This is a genomic window from Janthinobacterium rivuli, from assembly GCF_029690045.1.
Classification (GTDB): domain Bacteria; phylum Pseudomonadota; class Gammaproteobacteria; order Burkholderiales; family Burkholderiaceae_D; genus Janthinobacterium; species Janthinobacterium rivuli.
Genome location: NZ_CP121464.1, coordinates 3,174,285 through 3,194,653 on the forward strand (window position 1 = coordinate 3,174,285; position 20,369 = coordinate 3,194,653).

Annotated in this window: 11 protein-coding genes; 5 read left to right on the forward strand and 6 right to left on the reverse strand. The window is 64.6% G+C overall.

Annotated elements, in window-relative coordinates; translation table 11 throughout:
* Positions 1-139 precede the first annotated feature (139 nt).
* From P9875_RS14470 to P9875_RS14495, 6 genes are read right to left on the reverse strand one after another with little or no spacing between them, the layout of a single operon-like run.
* A complete protein-coding gene (locus P9875_RS14470; RefSeq protein WP_278315688.1) occupies positions 140-1,927 on the reverse strand; it encodes an MFS transporter in 1,788 nt (595 codons plus the stop codon).
* A gap of 38 nt (positions 1,928-1,965) precedes the next feature.
* Entirely contained in the window at positions 1,966-3,060 is a 1,095-nt protein-coding gene (locus P9875_RS14475) for an N-acetylglucosamine-6-phosphate deacetylase (protein WP_278315689.1), read from the reverse strand.
* Between the two features lie 3 nt (positions 3,061-3,063).
* The gene (locus P9875_RS14480) at positions 3,064-3,831 is read right to left on the reverse strand and encodes a DeoR family transcriptional regulator (protein ID WP_034781637.1); all 768 of its coding nucleotides are present in this window, start codon (positions 3,829-3,831) and stop codon (positions 3,064-3,066) included.
* A gap of 35 nt (positions 3,832-3,866) precedes the next feature.
* Positions 3,867-5,210 (reverse strand): D-tagatose-bisphosphate aldolase, class II, non-catalytic subunit, encoded by a 1,344-nt coding sequence (locus P9875_RS14485; protein ID WP_278318834.1) that lies wholly within the window; start codon positions 5,208-5,210, stop codon positions 3,867-3,869.
* A 5-nt stretch (positions 5,211-5,215) separates the two neighbouring features.
* A complete protein-coding gene (locus P9875_RS14490) occupies positions 5,216-6,163 on the reverse strand; it encodes an ROK family protein (protein WP_278315690.1) in 948 nt (315 codons plus the stop codon).
* Positions 6,150-7,286: an SIS domain-containing protein gene (locus P9875_RS14495; protein WP_278315691.1), complete on the reverse strand. Its 1,137-nt coding sequence runs from the start codon at positions 7,284-7,286 to the stop codon at positions 6,150-6,152. The genes P9875_RS14490 and P9875_RS14495 overlap by 14 nt, the downstream gene beginning before the upstream one ends.
* Positions 7,287-7,630: 344 nt before the next feature.
* Here P9875_RS14495 and P9875_RS14500 point away from each other — a divergent pair, with 344 nt between their 5' ends.
* From P9875_RS14500 to P9875_RS14520, 5 genes are all read left to right on the forward strand, one after another.
* Positions 7,631-10,981, forward strand: a complete 3,351-nt coding sequence (locus P9875_RS14500) for a TIM-barrel domain-containing protein (protein ID WP_278315692.1) — start codon at positions 7,631-7,633, stop codon at positions 10,979-10,981.
* 104 nt (positions 10,982-11,085) lie between these two features.
* Positions 11,086-14,031: a TonB-dependent receptor plug domain-containing protein gene (locus tag P9875_RS14505; RefSeq protein ID WP_278315693.1), complete on the forward strand. Its 2,946-nt coding sequence runs from the start codon at positions 11,086-11,088 to the stop codon at positions 14,029-14,031.
* A 502-nt stretch (positions 14,032-14,533) separates the two neighbouring features.
* Positions 14,534-17,581 (forward strand): TonB-dependent receptor, encoded by a 3,048-nt coding sequence (locus P9875_RS14510; RefSeq protein WP_278315694.1) that lies wholly within the window; start codon positions 14,534-14,536, stop codon positions 17,579-17,581.
* A gap of 66 nt (positions 17,582-17,647) precedes the next feature.
* The gene (locus tag P9875_RS14515) at positions 17,648-19,039 is read left to right on the forward strand and encodes a Gfo/Idh/MocA family protein (RefSeq protein WP_278315695.1); all 1,392 of its coding nucleotides are present in this window, start codon (positions 17,648-17,650) and stop codon (positions 19,037-19,039) included.
* A gap of 104 nt (positions 19,040-19,143) precedes the next feature.
* A complete protein-coding gene (locus P9875_RS14520; protein ID WP_278315696.1) occupies positions 19,144-20,364 on the forward strand; it encodes a DUF3472 domain-containing protein in 1,221 nt (406 codons plus the stop codon).
* Positions 20,365-20,369 lie beyond the last annotated feature (5 nt).

Here is a 20,369-nt window from a genome sequence, read left to right on the forward strand (position 1 = left end):
CCACGCGCCCGTGATTCCTGAAGGAAAACCGTACGGTGCCGTGCGCGCCAGCCCTGCAAACTTGTCCAGCAGGCAAAAAAACAGCCCCGGATGGTGGGCCGGGGCTGGAAAGGAGACTGCTACAGTTGCTTACTCTGGCTTATTTGGCAAAGTGCGCTTCAATTTCCTCCAGCGTCTTGCCCTTGGTTTCCGGCAGCAGGAAGGCCGCCGCCAGGAAGTACAGCACTGTGCAGCCGGCGCCGAAGAAGAACAGGGTCGAATAGCCGTGCAAACCCACGGTTGGCAGGAAGATGGCGGCGATCACCGTCGAGACGAACTGGTTCACCAGCAGGGCGATGCTCATGCCGTTCGAGCGGATGCGCGTCGGCATCAGCTCGGACAGGGCCAGCCACACGCACACGCCCGGTCCCACGGCGAAGCTGGACACGAACACGCAGATGGCAATCGCCACCAGCCAGCCGTGCGTGGACGAGGGCACGGGGCCCAGGCTGGCCTTCTCGATGCGCAGCGGCGCCTCGCGCCCGGCGGCCGGGTCGGCAAACGGATTGAGGTGCAGCTTGCGGAAGAACACGCCGATCACGCTGTCAGGCTGCACGGCGTCGTCGCGGGCGATGGTCACCTGGCGCAGCACGGGATCGTCGCTGCGCAGGCTTTTCACGTTCGTGAACGGGCCGTAGGCGTAGGCGATGGTCAGCTGCTGCGGCGTGCCGTCGGCCGCCGCGCCCAGGGCCGTCAAGGCGGCCGCATCGAGGTTCAGGCGCAGAGCATCGGCTTGTACCTGGGCGGCGATGGCGGGGCGTACGTCGGCCAGGTGGGCTTCGGCGCTGCGGAACAGCAAGCCGGCCGCCAGCAGCGAGACGACGATGCCGCCCGTGCCCAGCATCAGCAGGAACTTGCGGCCCTTGCGGTCCACCAGCAGCACGGCCACCACCGTCATCACGGCATTGAGCACTTTCAGCAGCACGTCGGCCATATTGGCCGAGGCGCCCGACAGGCCCGCCTGGTTCAAAATATTGACGACATAGGCGAGGATGGAATTGATGCCCGTCGCCTGCGTGCAGGCGAGGATCAGGCAAGCGAGCAGGAAAGGCAGCACGTAGCGGCGGCTCAGCAGCGGATCCTTCGCCTTGCCGCTGGCCTTGGCCGTATTTTCCGGCGTGTCCTGCATTTCGCGCAGCTCGATGTCGGCGGCGGCGGGCAGGCGTGTGCGCAGCAGCGACTGGCGCGCCTGCTCGATGCGGCCCCGTTGCGCCAGCCAGCGCGGCGACTCGGCCAGCAGCAGGGCGCCGACGGTAAACACGAGGCCCGGCGTCAGACAGACCCAGAAGATGCTGCGCCAGGCCTGGTCCTTGGCCGTGAAGATGGCGGCGATGCGGCCCGCTTCCGGCAACGCCTGCGCCGCCTGCGTGGCCGTTTCCACCGTCTGCGCCTGCAGCAGGCCGATCAGGGCGGCGGCCACCAGGCCGATGGTCAGCAGCAGCTGGAACAGGGCGGCGCCGCGTCCACGCTGTTGCGCGGGCAGGCATTCGGCCAGGTACAGGGGCACGACGACGCCGATCAAGCCGCCGCTGATGCCTTGCAGCAGACGGCCCAGCAGCAGCGGCGTGTAGCCGTCGGCCAGGGCGATCAGCGGGATGCTGGCGCTGAACAGGGCGCCGGCCAGGAACATCACCCAGCGCCGGCCGATGATATCGGCCAGGGCACCGGCGAACAGCGACGACAGAACCGAACCCAATAGCACGGCGGCGACGATAAAGCTCAGCTGTTGGGCCGTCAGTTTCCAGGCCACCGAGGCCGTCGATTCCAGATAGGGCAGGGCGCCGGCGATGATGCCGATGTCTATGCCGTACAGCAATCCCCCCATGCCGGCAATAAATAGCAGGTAGCGCATGGCCCACACGGGGGCCTTGTGTGACGTGTCGTGCATGGTAACTCCGGGACGGGGTTGAGGTAAGTTGAGGTGGTCTAGCGGGTGGAAAGATCGATGGCCGCGCCTTCGACGAAGACGGACACTGGCTGTAGTGTGGAATCGAGGACGACGATATCGGCCCAGGCGCCCGGCGCCAGGCGGCCCCGTTCGGACTCGCCCAGGTAGTCGGCCGGGTACAGCGACAAGCGGTTCGAGGCGTCGGCCAGGTCCAGGCCCAGGTCGACGAAATTGCGCAGGGCCTGGTCCATGGTCAGCACGCTGCCGGCCAGGGAACCTGTGGCCAGGCGCACGCAGCCCAGGCATTTGTAGACGCGCTGCGTACCCAGGCCGTATTCGCCATCGGGCATGCCGGTGGCCGAGGTGGCGTCCGTCACGCCGTACAGGCGCGGAATGGCGCGCAGGGCCGCGCGCAGGGCGCCCTTGGCCACGTGCTGCAGGTCGGGGATGATTTCCGCGTATTCGGCATGCGCCAGCGCCGCGCCCACCATGCCCGGGTCGTAGTGGGTCATGCCCGTCATGCCGTTGTACAGGTGGGTAAAGCCGGAGACGCCGGCATTCAGCGCGGCCACGCCTTCGTCATACGTGCCGGCGCTGTGGCCGATCTGCACGCGGATGCCCATCGCCGCCAGTTGCGGGATCAGTTCCAGGTGGCCGGGGATTTCCGGCGCCATGGTCAAGACCTTGATGGGCGCGATGGCGTGGAAGCGCTGCACCAGCGCCAGGCTGGCCTGCACCACGTCGGGCGGCTGCGCGCCCAGGCGGTGCAAATTCAAAAACGGGCCTTCCAGGTGCACGCCCAGCATGCGCGCGCCGTTGGCAGGGCGCTCGGCGATGACGCCGGCCAGGCCTTGCAGGGCGTGCAGGATCGACGGCTCTTTCGCCGTCAGGGTGGTGCCCAGCAGGGCCGTGGTGCCATGGCGCGCATGCACCTGCGCCACGGTGGCGCCCGCGTTCCCGCCTTCCATGATGTCGACGCCGGCCGCGCCATGCACGTGCAGGTCGATGAAGCCGGGCAAAATGGTCAGCGCGCTGTCGGCGGCAGGGTCTTCTTGTATCTGGACGATGCGCTGGTCAAAGGTGATGGTGCCCGTGATCCAGCCAGATGGGGTAAGGATTCTGCCGCTCAGCATGTGTTATTCCGCTATAAAAAGTTCGATGCCCAGCTTTTGCAGCCCTTCGCGGTACTCCTGGCTGATGCTGGCATCGGTGATGACGGTATCGACCCGGTCCAGCTGCACGATGCGGTGCAGGCTGACGCGGCCGAACTTGGAGGCGTCCGTGAGGACGATGATTTTCTTGGCCCGTTCCACCATCTTGTGGTTCAGGCTTGCTTCCGCTTCGTGGTGGGTGGTCACGCCAAACTGCAGGTCGAAACCGTCGACGCCCAGAAACAGCTTGTCGAAGCTGTAGGCCTGCAGACAGGTTTCGGCCTGGCTGCCCTGGATCGACAGCGACTGCTTGCGCAGCAGGCCGCCCGTCAGGATCAGGTCCACGCCGGGCGCGTCGGCCAGTTCCCACGCGATGTTCAGGCCATTCGTCGCCACCGTCACGCCGGTCGCATCGCGCAAATGGCGCGCCAGCGAGATGGTGGTGGTGCCCGAGTCGATGATGATGTTGTCGCCAGGTTCCACCAGCCGCGCCGCATAGGCGCCGATGCGCTCCTTCTGCTCGTGGTTGATGGCGTCCTTCTGGCGTATCGTGTGTTCAGGCGGCGGCGTGCGCGTGAGGGTCGCGCCGCCGTGGCTGCGCGTGGCCATGCCTTGCGCTTCCAGCGCATTCAAGTCGCTGCGGATGGTGACCGCGGACACGCCGAGCTTTTCCACCAGATCGGTCACCTGCACCGAGCCCTGCTGGGCAAGCATTTGGAGGATGGATTCACGGCGTTGGCTGGTATTTCGCATGGTGGCGGGCTCAGTAAAAAATGAAAATACCGAGCTTAACAGATTGCCGCTTCGGCAATGACGGGGACTGCCGCATTGCGGTTGCAGGCGCGCGCATATTGCGCCAGCAAGCTGCCGATCTTGTGCTCGATCAAGGCCGGCGCCTGAACTGGCAGGCTGCCCTGCACCACGGCCAGGTACTGCTCCGGCAAATGCTGGCTCAACAGCGGCAGCGGAATGGCCACCGTGTCCAGGTTGGCCAGCAGCTTGGCGACGGCGGCCGCCACTTCCGGTTCGCCCCAGTAATAGCGGCAACGGTCGCTCAAGCCGTAGCGGCGCATCAATCGCTGCTCGTCCGGCGTGCCCAGGTAATGCTTGATCCAGTTCTTCGGCTTGGCCACCATCACGTCGTCGAGCACCTGCATCAGTTGCGAGGTGGCGTGCGCCGGCAGCAGTTCTTCCTCGATCTGGCACAGGGCGAACAGCGCTTCGCGCAGGGCGAAGGTGGCGGCAGGACCCACTTTCAGGATGGCGAAATGGTCGCGCACCATGGCGTGCAGGGCGGACTCGCGCTGGTAGTCGGTGGAATGGGCTTCGAACACGAGGCCAGGCTGCTCGGCGACAAAGGCCGACAGCTCGGTGGCGGCATCGGCGTCGTAATGCTGGATGCTGCTCTGGTCGAAATCGACGCCAGGCTGCACCACCATGGCGATGACCCGGCGCCAGGCGCCATGCAGCTCGTTTTCCAGAAACGCGCGGCGGTGCACGTCGAGGGTGCGGCGCGCGGCCTGCGGACTGGTGACGGCGCCAGCCTGCGCCAGCGACGCTTCGCCGCCGGGAATCGGCACTTCCGTGCCGATCACGTAGACGGGCGGCGCGAAGCCGGCGGCGGCCGCCGCTTCCTCGGCGACGATGCACAGGCGCGCCGAACGGGCGGCCACGGTCTCATCGTCGAGCTGCAACGGGTCGTCGGCGCAGCGCATGCTGCAATCGAGGTGGATTTTATGGAAGCCGGCGGCCGCATACGCGGCGATCAGGGTTTCGGCGTGGTTCATGGCGGTGGCCGCATCGAGGTGCTGCCAGGCGTTCGGGCCCAGATGGTCGCCGCCCAGCACGAGGCGGCTTGCGGGGAAACCCTGTTCGCGGGCCAGTGCCAGCATGGTGTCGCGGAAAACGGCCGGGGTCATGCCCGTGTAGCCGCCGAACTGGTCGACCTGGTTCGACGTCGCCTCGACCAGCAGCACGGTGTCGTACTCGCTGGCCACGCGCATGGCGGCGCGCAGCACGCTCGGGTGGCTGCAGCAGACGGCGTACAGTCCCACTCGCTCGCCGCGGCGGTGCGCCTTGATCACTTGCTGGATCGGGGACAGGGTAAAAGTCGGGTTTTCCGCTTGCTTCATCATGGTTACGCCTTCGTATGTTGTCGGATCAGGAGGGCCGCGCCGCGCGCGCCGCCGGCGTCGCCAAAGCGGGGCGGCAGTATCGGCGGCACGTGCACGCCGGGGAACAGATGGCGCTTGACGGCGGCCGGCAGCTTGTCGTACAGGTGCGGCAGCTTGGACAAGCCGCCGCCAAGCACGATCACGTGCGGGTCGTAGGCCAGCACCAGGCCGGCCAGCGCGTGGCCCAGCACATCGAGGTGCACGGCCACCGTGCGCTGGGCCACGGCGTCGCCCATGTTGGCGCGCGCCACGATCGCCAGAGGCTCTGCGCCGTCGCCGCCAAAGTGGGCGTGGATTTTGCGCATGGCGGGGCCGGAGACATAGCGTTCCAGGCAGCCCGCCTTGCCGCACGGGCAGGGGTAATCGGCCAGGCCGTGCTGCGCCATCAGGGTGGCGGGCAGGCTCCAGTGGCCCCATTCGCCGGCCACGCCGTTAAAGCCGCGCAGCAGCTGGCCGCCCACGCAATAGCCGCCGCCAGCGCCCGTGCCGAGAATGGCGCCGAACATGCTGGCGGCATTGTCGGCCGCGCCTCCTTGCGCTTCCGACAGGGCGAAACACTGGCAATCGTTGCCGATGGCGACAGGACGCTGCAAGGCCTGCTGCAGGTTTTGCGCCACGAGGCGGCCATTCAGGGCCGGCACGTTGGAACTGAGCTGTCGGCCGCTGGCGCTGTCGATCACGCCGGGCAAGCCGATGCCGACGGGTGCCGTCGTGCCCAGTGCCGCGTCGCCGCGCGCCACCAGGTCGACGATGGCTTGCACGAAGGCGGCAAAATCGTCGCCCGGCGTGGCCACCCGTTCGCGGAACACTTCCGCCAGCGCGCCATCGCGGTCGGCGAAGGCGACCAGCTCCATCTTGCTGCCGCCGATGTCGATGCCGTGGTAGCCGGCGGTGGGATTAGAATTGGTCATGGCCATAGATGGTGACGCCTTGCACGACACGGTTGACGATGCCGCCGGCGAATGGATTGTCGGGGCGCAGTTGCAGCAGTGCGGACTGGTGCAGCGCATATTGCTGCGCCATCAGCAGCCACAGCGGGGCCAGCCAGGCGTCGGGCCAGGCCGGCGCATCGGCAGATAAGTCACCGCCGATACCGACGGTCAGGCAGGTCTGCGCCACGCTGTCGCGCTGCAGTTCTTTCAATAGGTCGTCTTCGTACTGGCGCGCCAGCGGCTTGCTGCTGCGCAGCAGGATCACCAGCGACTCCGTGGTGACGGCCGATTTCGGGCCGTGGCGGAAACCCAGCGGCGTATTCGCCATCGCCATCACGCGCCCGCCCGTCAATTCCAGGATCTTCAATGCCGCTTCCTTGGCCAGCGCTTCCAGCGGACCGCTGCCCAGGTAGACGACGCGCTGCACCGGTGTCGAACCGAGGTCCGCCACGGGCGCCGACCAGTCGCGCAAGGCTTGCTCGCCCAGCTGCGCCAAGGTCTCAAGGCGCGTCAAATCGACGTCCTTGCCCAGTACCGACAGGGCGGCCAGCAGCATGCTGCTGAAACTGCTGGTCATGGCGAAGCCGCGGTCGCAGCTGCCTTCCGGCATCAGCAGGTTATAGGTATTGCTGTCGTTCGCGCCCTGGCGCGCCAGCTTGCCGTCCGCGTTGCAGGTGATGTTCAGGAAGCGTGCGCCGGGCACGACCTGGCGCAGCAGTTCCACGGCCGCCAGGCTTTCCGGGCTGTCGCCGCTGCGGGCAAACGAGACGAGCAGGGTGGGCGCGTCCGCTTCCAGGTACAGCTCGTGGTGCGTCAGCAAGGTTGTGGTGGCGATGGCGCGGATCTGCGCGGGCCAGGCCGCATTCAGGGTATCGACGACGATTTCACCCACGTAGGCCGAGCTGCCGGCGCCCGTCAGAATGACGCGTTGTTGTGGATTCGACAGCGCGTCGCCGAGGAAGGCGGCCAGTGCCGCTTGCTCCTTGCGCAAAATGCCGGCCAGCGCGCGCCAGATGGCTGGCTGGTGGGCGATTTCCTCGGCCGTGTGCAGGCCGCCGATGTCGCGCCAGGTTTGAATGTCACGCTGAAGAAGGGTAGTCATGAGAGCTCAGTAAAGTGTTTGTTGGAGAAAGCATAAATACTAAATTTCGAAAAGTCAAATACGAAAGTAAAACGAAAGTAAATAGTTTGCTGGCTTGCGAAATAATGTCGTTTTTAAGGTGGTGAAGCGTGCTGCGGTGCAGCGTAAAAGCCCGTGGCGGCGCGGCCTGTCGCTGAAATGCCACGATAACGAAAGTATGTTTTGTGACATTTTGGTGAAACGTAAGAAAAATGCGCCAATTCTGGGCATTTTATTAATAAATTGCCGCTTTAACTTTCTTTTGATTGACGATATTTATTTTTCTTCTTAAAGTATTTCATCGAATCACTTCTGAAAGCCGATAGATGAAACCTCTCCCGCTTCCCCGCCGCGTCCTTGCCGCCTGTGTCCTCGCCGCCCTTGCCACCTTGTCCACGCAAAGCGTGCAGGCCGCGCCTGTCGGCAACCTGGCCAGCGTGAGTGCCGTGCACGCGGCCGACGTGGCCAAGGGCGAGGCACTGGGCTGGGATCTGCGCAGCGATACTGGCATGCAGCTGCGTATCAGCCTGCCGCAGGTGGACGTGCTGCGCATCCAGGCCGGCGGAAAAGGGGGCTTGACGGGGCCGGGCGACAAGGCCGCGCCCATCGTCGTGGGCCAGCCGGCCGCGCAGGTGGCATACCAGATCCATGAACAGCCCGACCATATCCTGATCAGCACCGAAGCCCTGAGCCTGCGCATCGACCGCAAACCGTTGCGCTTTACCCTGCTGCGCAAGGGCGACGCGCTGCCGCTGTGGCGCGAAGTGCAGCCGCTGTCGCTCGACGACAAGCAGGGCGTGCAGGTGCTATCGAGCTTGCCGGGCGAGCGTTACTTTGGCGGCGGCCAGCAAAATGGCCGCTTCGAATTCAAGGGCAAGCAGGTGCCCGTGTCGTATTCGGGCGGCTGGGAAGAGGGCGACCGGCCGAATCCCGCGCCATTCCTCATGAGTTCACGCGGATGGGGCATGCTGCGCAATACCTGGTCCGATGGGAACTACGACTTGCGCGATGCGCAGCAGATCTCGCTGCAGCACGCGGAAGGGCGCTTCGATGCGTATTTCTTCGTTGGCAAGGACCTGCGCGACGTCGTCGCCCGCTATGCGGACTTGACGGGCCGCGCGCGCATGCTGCCCCGCTGGGCGCTGGAATACGGCGACGCCGATTGCTACAACGATGGCGACAACGTGAAAAAGCCCGGTTCCGTGCCCAAGGGCTGGAGCGATGGCCCCACGGGCAAGACGCCGGACGTGGTGGAAAGCGTGGCGCGCCAGTACCGCGAACACGACATGCCTGGCGGCTGGATTTTGCCCAACGACGGCTATGGCTGCGGCTACACGAATTTGCCGGAAACGGTGAAGGGACTGGCCGGCTATGGTTTTCGCACGGGATTGTGGACGGAAAATGGCGTCGACAAGATTGCCTGGGAAGTGGGCCAGGCGGGCAGCCGCGTGCAGAAGCTCGACGTGGCGTGGACGGGCAAGGGCTACCAGTTCGCCATGGATGCGAACAAGTCGGCCTACGACGGCATCCTGAACAACTCCGACAGCCGCCCCTTCCTGTGGACGGTGATGGGCTGGGCCGGCATCCAGCGCTACGCCGTGGCGTGGACGGGCGACCAGAGCGCCAGCTGGGACTACATCCGCTGGCACATCCCGACCCTGATCGGCTCGGGCCTGTCCGGCCAGGCCTATGCATCGGGCGACGTGGACGCCATCTTCGGCGGCAGCCCGGAAACCTATCTGCGCGACCTGCAGTGGAAGAGTTTTACGCCAGTCCTGATGGGCATGTCCGGCTGGGCCGCGGCCGAGCGCAAGCATCCGTGGTGGTTCGAGCAGCCGTACCGCGACATCAACCGCCGCTATCTGAAGCTGAAGATGCGCCTTACCCCCTATATGTATACCCTCGTGCGCGAAGCGGAGCAATCGGGTGCGCCGCTGGTGCGCGGCCTGATGTGGGACTACCCGCAAGACCCGGCCGCCTACACGGAAGCGTATAAATATCAATTCCTGCTGGGGCGCGACGTGCTGGTGGCGCCCGTCTACCGCAGCCAGGCCGTCAGCGGCGGCTGGCGCAAGGGCATCCACCTGCCGCAGGGCACGTGGTACGACTACTGGGATGGCCGCCAGGCCACGGCGGACGCGAAAGGACGCGACCTGGACATGCAGGTGACGCTCGATAAACTGCCCGTGTTCGTGCGCGCCGGCGCCATCCTGCCCATGTATCCGGAAATGCTGTATGACGGCCAGAAGCCGAAGGACCAGCTCACGCTCGATATCTATCCGCGCGGCGATTCCGACTACACGCTGTATGAAGACGACGGCAGCACGCGCCAGTACCAGGGCGGCGCCTTCAGCCAGCAAATCATCCGCATGCGCCAGACGGGTGCCGACGTGCAGGTCGACATCGGCGCCGTCGATGGCCAGTACCAAGGCCAGGATGCGCGCCGCGGCTATGCGCTGCGCATGCTGGCGGGCCAGGCGCCGGCCACCGTGCGGGCTGGCGAACGGCTGATCGCGGCAGCGGGCGACCGCGCCGCCTACGACAGGGCGGTCGAAGGCTGGTTCTTCGATGCAGCCGACAGGCAAGGCACCCTGCACGTGAAAGTGGCGGCGCAGGACATCCGCCAGCCTTTAGCTTTGCAGGTCGCCGGCGCGCTGGCCGTGGCGAGAGTCGACGCCGACTTCCCGGCCGCCCCCGTGCCGGGCCGCGCCTTGCCGGCCGACGCCATGCAGGTGGTGGCGCGTCCTGCCGAAGAAAACGGCTATCCGCTGGAAAACGCCTTCGATGGCAAGCCGGAGACGTGGTTCCGCACCGTGCGCAGTCCGTCCGTGAAAAGCGGGCCGCACGAATGGGTGATCGGCTTTACGGAACGGCGCCTGATCGACGGCATCGAACTGGCGCCGCGCAACGACCAGCACTGGAAGCATGGCCAGGTGCGCGACTATGAAATCTACATTGGCGACAACAATGGCGAGTGGGGCGCGGCGCTTGCGCGCGGCACCCTCAAGCTGCAGGAAGGCACGCAGACGATCAACTTCCCCGCCACGGCCGGGCGCTTGCTGCGCTTCCGCGTCATGAGCACGCAAAATCCGGAAGGCGATGGCGCAGCGTCCCTGGACCCGATGGTGACGGCGGCGCAAGCAGGGCCGGTGGCGCGCGCGTTTGACGCGGCGCTGGCCACCGACGTGGCGCCCGTCACCTTGTCCGCATTCCGCGTGCTCGAACACCGCGTGGCCGAAGGCGAGGAAGTACAGCGCTACCTGTCGGACCTGGCGCTGCCGAAGACTATCGCGAAAGACCGGCCAGCCGGCAAGGCGGCCGACATGCGCATGAACGGGCTGTGGTTCCGCAAGGGCCTCGGCGTGGGGCCTGCCAGCCGTATCGACTTGCAGCTGGTGGGCAACTGGAATGTGCTGCGCGCCGACCTGGGCGTGGACGATAGCTGCCGCGGCGCGGGCGGCTTGCAATTCCAGGTCTGGAGCGGTGAGCGGCTGCTGTATGACAGCGGCCTGGTCACGGCTCCCGGGGTGGTCAAACCCGAAATCGACGTGCGCGGCCTGAGCCAGCTCAGTTTGCGCACCCTGGGCGCACGCGGCGCCCACCCGGCCCAGGTGTGCGGCAACTGGGCCAACGCCGTGCTGACCGGCACGGAAGGCGCGACCGTCAAGCCGCGCTAGACACACTTCACTTCATCATTTCACTAACAAGGAGCCCCTCTTCGGACCGGGGAGGGGCTCTTGCAGCCTTGCGAAAACAAATCACTTATAAAAGGGAGTTGAGAATGCACTTGAAAAAACTGATGGCCGCCATGGTGGCGGTAGGGTTGGCCTCAACGGCGCTGGCGGCGGAGGAGGAGAAACTGCAGCGTGTGGAAGTGACGGGTTCCAGCCTGAAGCGCATCAACGCGGAGACGGCGTCGCCCGTGCAGGTGATCAACGCCAAGCAGATCGAAAACATGGGCGCGCTCACCTTGCTGCAAGTGCTCGACAACCTGCCTGCCGCCCGCCCGGCGCAGCAGGATTTCCGCTCGATGTTCACTGGTTCCGATGGCGGCTCGCAAGCGAACTTGCGCGGCCTCGGCGCGCAGGGCACCTTGGTGCTCTTGAATGGCCGCCGCCTGTCGTTCTATGGCGCGCCGGCCGGCTTCCAGACCATGTTCGTCAATATCGACGCCATTCCCGCCGCCGCCATCGAGCGCATGGAAATTTTGACGGATGGCGCGTCGGCCGTGTATGGCTCCGACGCCGTCGCCGGCGTCATCAACGTGATCACCAAAAAGTCGTACCAGGGCCTGGAAGCGCGCGCCAATGGCGAGTTTTCACCGAGCGTGAAATCGTATGGCGAACGCCAGGCCAGCGTGCTGTATGGCCTGGGCGACCTGGCCAGCGACGGCTACAACATCTATGGTTCCGTGAACGTTTATCAGCGCGACCGCATTGCGCTGGCCGATACCTGGCGCAAGCGTCCTTCGTATTTTTATGCGAACAATCCCAATTTCATCCCGAACATGCGCGTGGGCGTGGGCAGCGAACCGGGCACGGTGAATCCCGGAACCTTCTTTGTCTTCGACAAGGCGAACAACAATGCGCGCACCCAGCGCGCCGTCAATGGCTGCAACAACAGCATCACCGAAGCGTCGGGCACGCGCTGCGTGTGGAATGCGCTGCCCAACCAGCTCGACACGGGACCCACCTCGGAGCGGGCCACGGCTTACCTGAGCGGCAGGCTGAAACTGGGTGGCGACATGGAAGCGTTCGCGGAAGGCGCTTTCACCCACATCAAGATGCGCGGCGAAAATGGCCCGTCCAGCTTCAACAGCGGCAGCACGAACAACTGGTTCGCGCGCAATACGGGCAATACCCTGAACACCTTCGCCACGCCTTTCCTGAGCCCGAACAACGTCTACCTGAAAGGCAAGCTCGATGCCGACATGGTGGCCAGGATGGGCGGCGCGGCCGGCTTGAACTACCTGCTGCAGGATGCACAAGGCCACTTCGGCCAGAAGAACGTCGATGAAAACTACCGCGCGCTCGTCGGCCTGCGCGGCAGCATCGGCGGCGGCTGGGATTTTGAAACGGCGCTCAGCGTGGCGGGCAGCCATTCGACCCTGTTCCAGACGGCGAACATCAACATCAAGGGTTTCGAGCAGGCATTCGGGCCGTTCACGAAAGACCCCGTCAGCGGCCGCACGTATATCGCCGACAATCCCGCCTACAAGTTCGGCGAAATCAGCGAGGCGAATGCGGCGCTGGTACGCAGCGCCTATCCGACCTTCGCCATCGAATCGTGGACCAAGCTGATGACGTGGGATGCGAAAGTGGAAGGCACCCTGTTCAAGCTGGGCGAGCGCGAAGTGCGCGCCGCCGTCGGCACCAACGTGATGCGCGAGAGTTTTCTCACGCCCGGCAACGCGGATGCGGCCAATGGCCTGATCACGCAGCAGGGCGGTTCCTGGTTCGACGGCCGGCGCACCATCGCCGCCGTGTTTGGCGAAGTGGTGGTGCCGCTCAGCGACACGCTGGAAGTCAATGCGGCCGCACGCCTGGACAAATACCCGCATTTCTCGGCCAACCTGGCGCCCAAGCTGGGCGTGATCTGGCGCGCGCGGCCTGACCTGATGCTGCGCGGGACGTATTCGGAAGGCTTCCGCGCGCCCAACCTGGCCGAATCGGGCACGGGCGGCGTCTTTGCGCAGGTGGGCGGCATCCGCGACACGGTGCGCTGCGATGAAACGAACGCCATGGCGCGCGCGCTGATGAAGTCAAAAATAGCGACGGATGCGGACCTGGGCAAGAGCCTGCTCAATTCGAACTGCTCCACGACGGTGGGCGGCCTGACGCCGCCGAACCAGAACCTGCGTCCGGAAAAGGCGAAGATATCGACCGTGGGCCTGGTGCTGCAGCCGGCCAAGGATGTGAGCATCTCCATCGATTACTGGTTCATCAACCGCCGCGACGAAATCGTGCGCCAGGACTTCAACGAGCTGTTTACGGAACTGGTGGGCAAGTACGGCCCGACCCTGGCCGGCACATCGAGCGCCATCCGCAACGACCTGACGGACACGGACCGGGGCAATGTGGCGGCGGTGGCGGCCATGTGCGCCAATCCCGCCAACGCTGGCGTGTGCGCGGGCGGCGTGCCTGGCTACTCGGTGGGCAACCTGGGCGGCTTGATCAACTCGTATTCGAACCGCGGCCGCACCCTGATGGACGGCGTGGACATCGATGCCCGCACGCGCTTCGCGCTCGGCGACTGGGGCAAGCTGAGCACCGGCATCGCCGCCACCATCCGCAAGCGCGACACCCACGACAGCGAGGACGGCAGCGACATCAAGGGCAACACCGTCGGCTACTACGATTCGCCGCGCTACCGGGCCACCGTGAATGCCGACTGGAGCTACCGTAACTTCGTCAGCAGCGTCTTCGTCAACTACTCGGGCAAGACGCGCTGGGCCTACGGTCCCTGGGACAAGGACAACACGCCGGAAAACTGCACTGCCGCCTCGGTGGCGCTGCCGGCCGGCCAGTGCAAGGGCGCGCCGTCGTACACGACGGTCAACCTGGCCTTCAGCTGGAAGCCGATGAAGAACCTGGACGTGGGCCTGAACGTGAAAAACGCGTTCAACAAGCAGCCGTACTACGACCCGAACGGCTGGGAAGGCTACAACCATAGCCAGGACCTGTTCGGCCGTCAGTTCGCCCTGTCGGCCAGCTACAAGTTCTTTTAACACGTGACGATGCCCCGGCCCGCCAGCGGGCATGGTGGCGGACCGGGGTATTGCCACGAAAAGAAAAGACAATATTCTTAAATGTGCAATACGAAAGATAAACGTAAGTGAAAGGCGATTGCCCTGGCTGCTTTCGCGTTGATATCCCCAGATTTTGGCGCCGGTTCTGTGCTCATGGCCATCTCCGTACCTACGTGTGTATCCGTCACACCACGATAGCGAAAGTTATATGACGCATGGCTGGTTTAATCGAAAGATAAAACGCCCAAATTTACTGAATTTAGCGATAAATTTGCGTTATAACTTTCTTTTTGTTGACGATACTTATTTTTCTTTTTAAAGTAATCCCAAGAAAACGAAAATCAGCCGATACGGACTGATTTCCCGGAAGGCGCAATTGCCTGGCTGCGCCGGCCGACGACCACCATAAAAATTGCATCCCCCGGCTCCGCCCTGGAGCGGGGAGGGCGCGCATAACCCTCGATATAGACGGAGACACAGCATGCATACCACCCGACTCAAATTGCGCGACATCAGCCGCGCCGCCGCGATCGTGATCGCCCTGGCGGCCGGCGTGCCAGGCCAGGCCTGGGCACAGTCGAACGCCACCAGCACCATTTTCGGTGAAGTAAGCGCGCCGGCCGGCGCCACCGTGGTGCTGGAAAACCTGGCGACGGGCGTGCAGCGCAGCCTGACGCCCGATACGTCGGGCCGCTATGTGGCCAACTCCATGCCGCCAGGGCGCTATGCGGTGCGCGTGCTGCGTGCCGGTTCGGTGGAAGCGTCGCAGGAAGTCGAAGCCCTGATCGGCGCCGGTGCGGAAGCGAACTTCGGTCCGGCCAGCGCGGCCGGTGCCGTGGGCCAGGCGCAAACCGTCGTGGTGAAGGCGTCGCGCAACCCGATCGACGTGTCGAACACGAACAATGGTGTGATCTTCACGGCCAAGGAATTGAAAGCGCTGCCGGTCGGGAACGACGTCGCTTCCATCGTGCAGCTGACGCCGGGCGTGGCGCGCGGCACCAACAGCGTGTATGGCAATGCGCCATCGATCGGCGGCTCGGGCCAGTCGGAAAACGCCTTCTACGTCAACGGTTTCCCCATCACGAACATCCTCACCCAGGTGGGCGCGTCGGAACTGCCGTTTGGCGCGATCTCGAACCTGCAGGTGCTGTCGGGCGGCTACGGCTCGGAGTTTGGCCGTTCCACGGGCGGCGTGATCAACATCACGACCAAGAGCGGCGGCAACAAGGTCGAATTCGGCGGCAAGGTTTCCATCATCCCCCGTTCGCTGAAGGGGACTACGGAAAACCGGTACTACCCGAACACGGGCGCCAATCCGGGCACGGATGGCACCTTGAAGTACTGGAACCGCGATAACGGCAGCACCAGCAAGGTCGTCGGCTTGTATGGCAGCGGGCCGCTGATCGAGAACAAGCTGTTCGCCTTCGTGGCGCTGGAACAGACGCGCACGGACGGCGGCGCCGTCGCCGGTGCGCGCGACGACATGGTGAACAAGGTGTTGCCGAACGGCTGGCGCGAGAGCAAGAGCAAGGTTGACCGCATGATGGCCAAGCTCGATTACAACCTGACGGACGACCATCACTTCGAATACACCAAGCTGTATGACCGCACGACTACGGATAGCCAGAGCTATGGCTTCGACTATGCCACCTTGAAACGCAACAACGTGCCTGGCGGCGGCAGCGAGACCACCATCAACTGCTGCGGCTCGTCGGCCGCGCCGGGCGCGAACGTCGACATCTTCAAGTACACGGGCTACCTGACGGACAAGCTGACGGTGACGGCCATGATGGGGCAGTCGCGGACTGCGCACCGCCGCACGCCGGATGGCTACAATCCGCTGCTGGCGCAAACGTCATCGAATGCATCGACCCAGGTGCCTGGCCTGACGTACACCAATCCGCAAACGGTGACCGGTACTCTGGTCGACCCGTCGTCGGCAGACCGCCAGAAGGCCAAGCGCCTGGACCTGGAATACAAGCTGGGCAAGCATTCGCTGCGCGGCGGCATCGACCGCATCGACGTGGAATCGCAAGTGGGCCTGAGCCTGGCCGGCGGCTACCGCTGGAGGTACGAGAAGGTCAAGGATCCGACGCTCTTGATCAACGGCGCCTTTGAGACGCCGGCCCAGGGCAACGGCTATGGCAAGGATGGCTATTACGTCAGCAAGGAATTGAACGCCAACCTGGCGCGTCCGACCAGCGTGCAATCGGCGCAGTACATCCAGGATCACTATCAGGTCACGGAGCGGGTACTGCTGGACCTGGGCCTGCGCCGCGAGCAGTTCACCAACTACAGCACCGATGGCGTGGCTTTTATCTCGCAGCGCAACATGATCGCCCCGCGCGTGGGCGCCACCTGGGACTACCTGGGCGACGGCAGCCTGAAATTCTTCGCCAACGGCGGCCGCTACCACCTGCCGGTGCCATCGAATTTGTCGAGCAATATGGCCAGCCCCTTCCTGGCCACCAGCGAGATGTACACCTATACGGGCGTTGATCCCGTGACGGGCGCGCCGACGGGCCTGCATGCGATCAGCAAGCCGTATTCGGCCAACAATGCGTATGGCCAGAGCCGCGATGCGCGCGAAGTGACGGCCGTTGGCCTGAAACCGCTGTCGCAGGATGAATTCTCGCTCGGCTTCGAACGCGCCCTGAGCAAGAAGCTGGTGGTGGGCGCCAGCGTCCTGTACCGCAAACTGAACGACACCAACGACGACACCTGCGACGCGCGTCCGCTGCAAGCCTGGGCCACGCGCAACGGCGTCGATACGGGCAACTGGAGCGGTTTCCAGTGCGCCATCATCAACCCGGGCCGCGACAACAGCCTGATGGTGGACTTCGACGATGGCAAGGGCCTGCGCCGCGTGGATATTTCGGCGGCCGAGTGGGGCAACCCGCTGCCATCGCGCACCTACCGCGCCTTGAACATGTTCGTCGAGCACCCGTACACGAACGGCTGGTACGGCAAGCTGACCTACACCTTGTCCGGCCTGAAGGGCAATATGGAAGGCCAGACGGACAGCATCGGCGGCGGCGACGTGGGCCTGACGGTCAGCGACGACCACAAGGAGCTGATGTACAACGCGTATGGCTATCTGCCGGGCGACCACCGCCACGCTTTCAAGGCCTACGGCTTCATGCAGCTCATCCCGGACGTGATGGTGGGCGCCAACCTGTCGCTGATCTCGGGTGCGCCGCGCAACTGCATCGGCGCGTTGCCCGATAATCTGAAGTTCGAGGGCAATTACGGCGATTCCTATTTCTATTGCAACGGCAAGCCGGCGCCGCGCGGCAGCCAGGGCCGCCTGCCGTGGCAAGCCCAGCTGGACATGAATGTGGCCTATACTCCCCGCGCCGTCAAAGGCCTGAGCCTGAAAGTGGACGTGTTCAACGTCTTCAACAGCCAGACCGTCACCCGCTATACCGAAACGCGCGAAGACCATGGCGCCATCTCCCGCAATTACCTGCAGGTCGATGGACGCACGGCGCCGCGTTCCGTGCGCTTCACGGCTGAATACACCTATTAAACTGCAACCGGCCTGCCGTGCGGCGGGCCGGTGACGATTCTTACCAACGGAAGCGAGAAGAGACCAATGACGACACAAATCAATCGACGCAATTTCCTGTCCGCCAGCGCCGCGCTGGCCGGTGGCGCCATGGCCGGCAGCGCCTTGCTGCCTGGCGAGGCCAACGCCGCACCGGCCGCCGGCCGCGACAAGGTCCGCCTGGGCGTCATCGGCACGGGCATGCGCGGCCAGGTGCTGCTGGCCGAACTGGTGCGCCGCGACGACGTGGAAGTGGTCGCCCTGTGCGATATCGAACCGATCATGCTGAAACACGCGCTGGGCCAGGTGGCCAAGGCCGGCAAGCCGCGTCCGCGCACGTATGGCGAAGACCGCGACGAGAAATCCTACAAGCGCATGCTGGACGCGGGCGGCCTCGATGGCGTGATCATCGCCACGCCGTGGGAATTCCACGCGCCGATGGCGATCGCCGCCATGCAGGCAAAGATACCCGTCGGTTGCGAAGTGGTGGCCGGCATCACCCTGCAAGACCACTGGGATGTCCTCAATACCCAGCTGAAAACGGGCACGCCCTACATGTTGCTGGAAAACGTGTGCTACCGCCGCGATGTGATGGCTGCGCTGCAGATGGTGCGCGCGGGCCTGTTCGGCGAACTGCTGCACCTGCAGGGCGGCTACCAGCACGACCTGCGCGCCGTCAAATTCAACAGCGGCAATCCAGCCAAGCCGTATGGCGGCGGCGTGGAATTCGGCGAGAAGGGCTGGTCGGAAGCCCATTGGCGCACGCAGCACTCGGTCGAGCGCAATGGCGAACTGTATCCAAGCCACGGCATCGGCCCGTGCGCCATGTACACGAACATCAACCGCGGCAACCGTTTTACGCGCATCAACGCCTTCGCCACCAAGGCGCGCGGCTTGCACGACTACATCGTCAAGCAGCCGGGCGGCGCGCAGCACGCGAACGCCAAGGTGAAATTCAAACTGGGCGACGTGGTCACCACCACGCTGGCGTGCGAGAACGGCGAAACCATCATCCTGCAGCACGATACGAGCCTGCCGCGTCCATATTCGCTGGGCTTCCGCGTGCAAGGCACGGACGGCCTGTGGATGGATTTGAACAATTCGATTCACATCGAAGGCGTCAGCAAGCCGCACCAGTGGGACGACTTCAAGGTCTACCAGGACAAGTATGAGCACCCGCTCTGGGGCAAGTACGCGGCGCAAGCGGAAGGCGCGGGCCACGGCGGCATGGACTTCTTCGTCATCCACGCCTTTGTCGAAGCGCTGAAGGCCAACGCGCCGATGCCGATCGATATCTACGATGCCGTGACGTGGAGCGCCATCACGCCGCTGTCCGAGCAATCGATCGCCGCCAACTTCCAGACCCTGGACTTCCCGGACTTCACGGGTGGGCAGTGGAAATCGCGCAAGCCGATCTTCGCCCTCGACGGCAAGTACTAAGCCTTGACGACCCGCTACCGCGCCTGCCGCCGTAGCGGGTTTTTTCCATTAAGGAGACGTTGATGAAACACACAAATTCATTGCTCTGCGCAGTCCTTTCCGCCATGCCCTTACTTGCCGCTTGCGTGGCCGCGCCCGTGGCGTACGCGACGCCCGCCAGCGTGGAACTGGCTGGCAATGCCTTTATCACCAGCGGGCAGGAGGGCGCCGTCATCGGCGAGCATGGCCTGGCCGGCTGGAGCAATCCGGCTGCCGTCGCCAGCACGTATTTCCGCGTGGCCGAAGCAGGTCCCGTCCAGGTGGCGCTCGACGCCAGTCTGGCCGATGGCGGCAACAGCACCATCCGCGTGAAGATCAATGGCGTGCCGTTCGACGTCAAGCTGGCCGGCAAGGCCCGCAAGACCTATGCCGTGGGCACGGTGAACGTGCCGGCGGCCGGTTATGTGAGGGTGGACTTGCAGGGAATCTCGCGCGCCAAGGCCACGTTCGGCGACGTCTCCGCGCTGAAGGTGACGTCGAACGCCGCGCTAACGTACGCCAACGATCCCGCCAATTACTACTGGTCGCGGCGCGGGCCGTCCGTGCACATGGGCTACACGGTGCCGGCCAATACCGAGTATTTTTATAACGAGATGACGATCCCCAAAGGGCAGGACGCCATCGGTTCCTACTTCATGGCCAATGGTTTTGGCCAGGGCTACATGGGTATTCAGGTGAAATCACCGAGCGAGCGCTGGATATTGTTCTCCGTGTGGGATGCCGATAATGGCGCCAAGACCACCCTGGTCAGCAAGGGCGAGGGCGTCATCGACAATGCCTTCGGCGGCGAGGGCACGGGCGGGCAGACCTATCTGTCGTATAACTGGGCGGCTGGCACGACGTACCGCTTCATCACGCGCGCGCGGCCCGACGGCAAGGGCGGCAGCGATTACTCGGCCTGGTTCTTCGCGCCGGAAACGGGCCAGTGGCGCTACATCGCCACCTGGAAGCGGCCGGCGATTTCCACCTATCTGACGCGCGTGCATTCCTTTCTCGAGAACTTCATCGACACCCTCGGCTACACGCAGCGCCGCGTCCAGTTCGGCAACCAGTGGGCCAGGAACGTTTCCGGTACATGGTCCGAAGTGACGGCGGGAAGGTTCACCGGCGACGCCACGGCCACCAATGCGCAGCGCATGGATTATGCGGGCGGGCTGGAAAACGGCAGGTTCTATCTGCATAACGGCGGCTTCTTCGCTGATGTCGTGAAAACCGGCCAGAACTTCACGCGCCCGGCCACGGGCCAGGCACCGGCCGTCGATGTGGCGACCTTGCCGATGCAATAGGCGTG

Excerpts from the sequence above, each read along its gene's own strand:
- P9875_RS14500 (WP_278315692.1), top strand. The coding sequence starts at position 7,631 with ATGAAACCTCTCCCGCTTCCCCGCCGCGTCCTTGCCGCCTGTGTCCTC.
- P9875_RS14475 (WP_278315689.1), bottom strand. The coding sequence starts at position 3,060 with ATGCTGAGCGGCAGAATCCTTACCCCATCTGGCTGGATCACGGGCACC.
- P9875_RS14485 (WP_278318834.1), bottom strand. The coding sequence starts at position 5,210 with ATGAAGCAAGCGGAAAACCCGACTTTTACCCTGTCCCCGATCCAGCAA.
- P9875_RS14490 (WP_278315690.1), bottom strand. The coding sequence starts at position 6,163 with ATGACCAATTCTAATCCCACCGCCGGCTACCACGGCATCGACATCGGC.
- P9875_RS14480 (WP_034781637.1), bottom strand. The coding sequence starts at position 3,831 with ATGCGAAATACCAGCCAACGCCGTGAATCCATCCTCCAAATGCTTGCC.
- P9875_RS14495 (WP_278315691.1), bottom strand. The coding sequence starts at position 7,286 with ATGACTACCCTTCTTCAGCGTGACATTCAAACCTGGCGCGACATCGGC.
- P9875_RS14505 (WP_278315693.1), top strand. The coding sequence starts at position 11,086 with ATGCACTTGAAAAAACTGATGGCCGCCATGGTGGCGGTAGGGTTGGCC.
- P9875_RS14515 (WP_278315695.1), top strand. The coding sequence starts at position 17,648 with ATGACGACACAAATCAATCGACGCAATTTCCTGTCCGCCAGCGCCGCG.
- P9875_RS14470 (WP_278315688.1), bottom strand. The coding sequence starts at position 1,927 with ATGCACGACACGTCACACAAGGCCCCCGTGTGGGCCATGCGCTACCTG.
- P9875_RS14510 (WP_278315694.1), top strand. The coding sequence starts at position 14,534 with ATGCATACCACCCGACTCAAATTGCGCGACATCAGCCGCGCCGCCGCG.
- P9875_RS14520 (WP_278315696.1), top strand. The coding sequence starts at position 19,144 with ATGCCCTTACTTGCCGCTTGCGTGGCCGCGCCCGTGGCGTACGCGACG.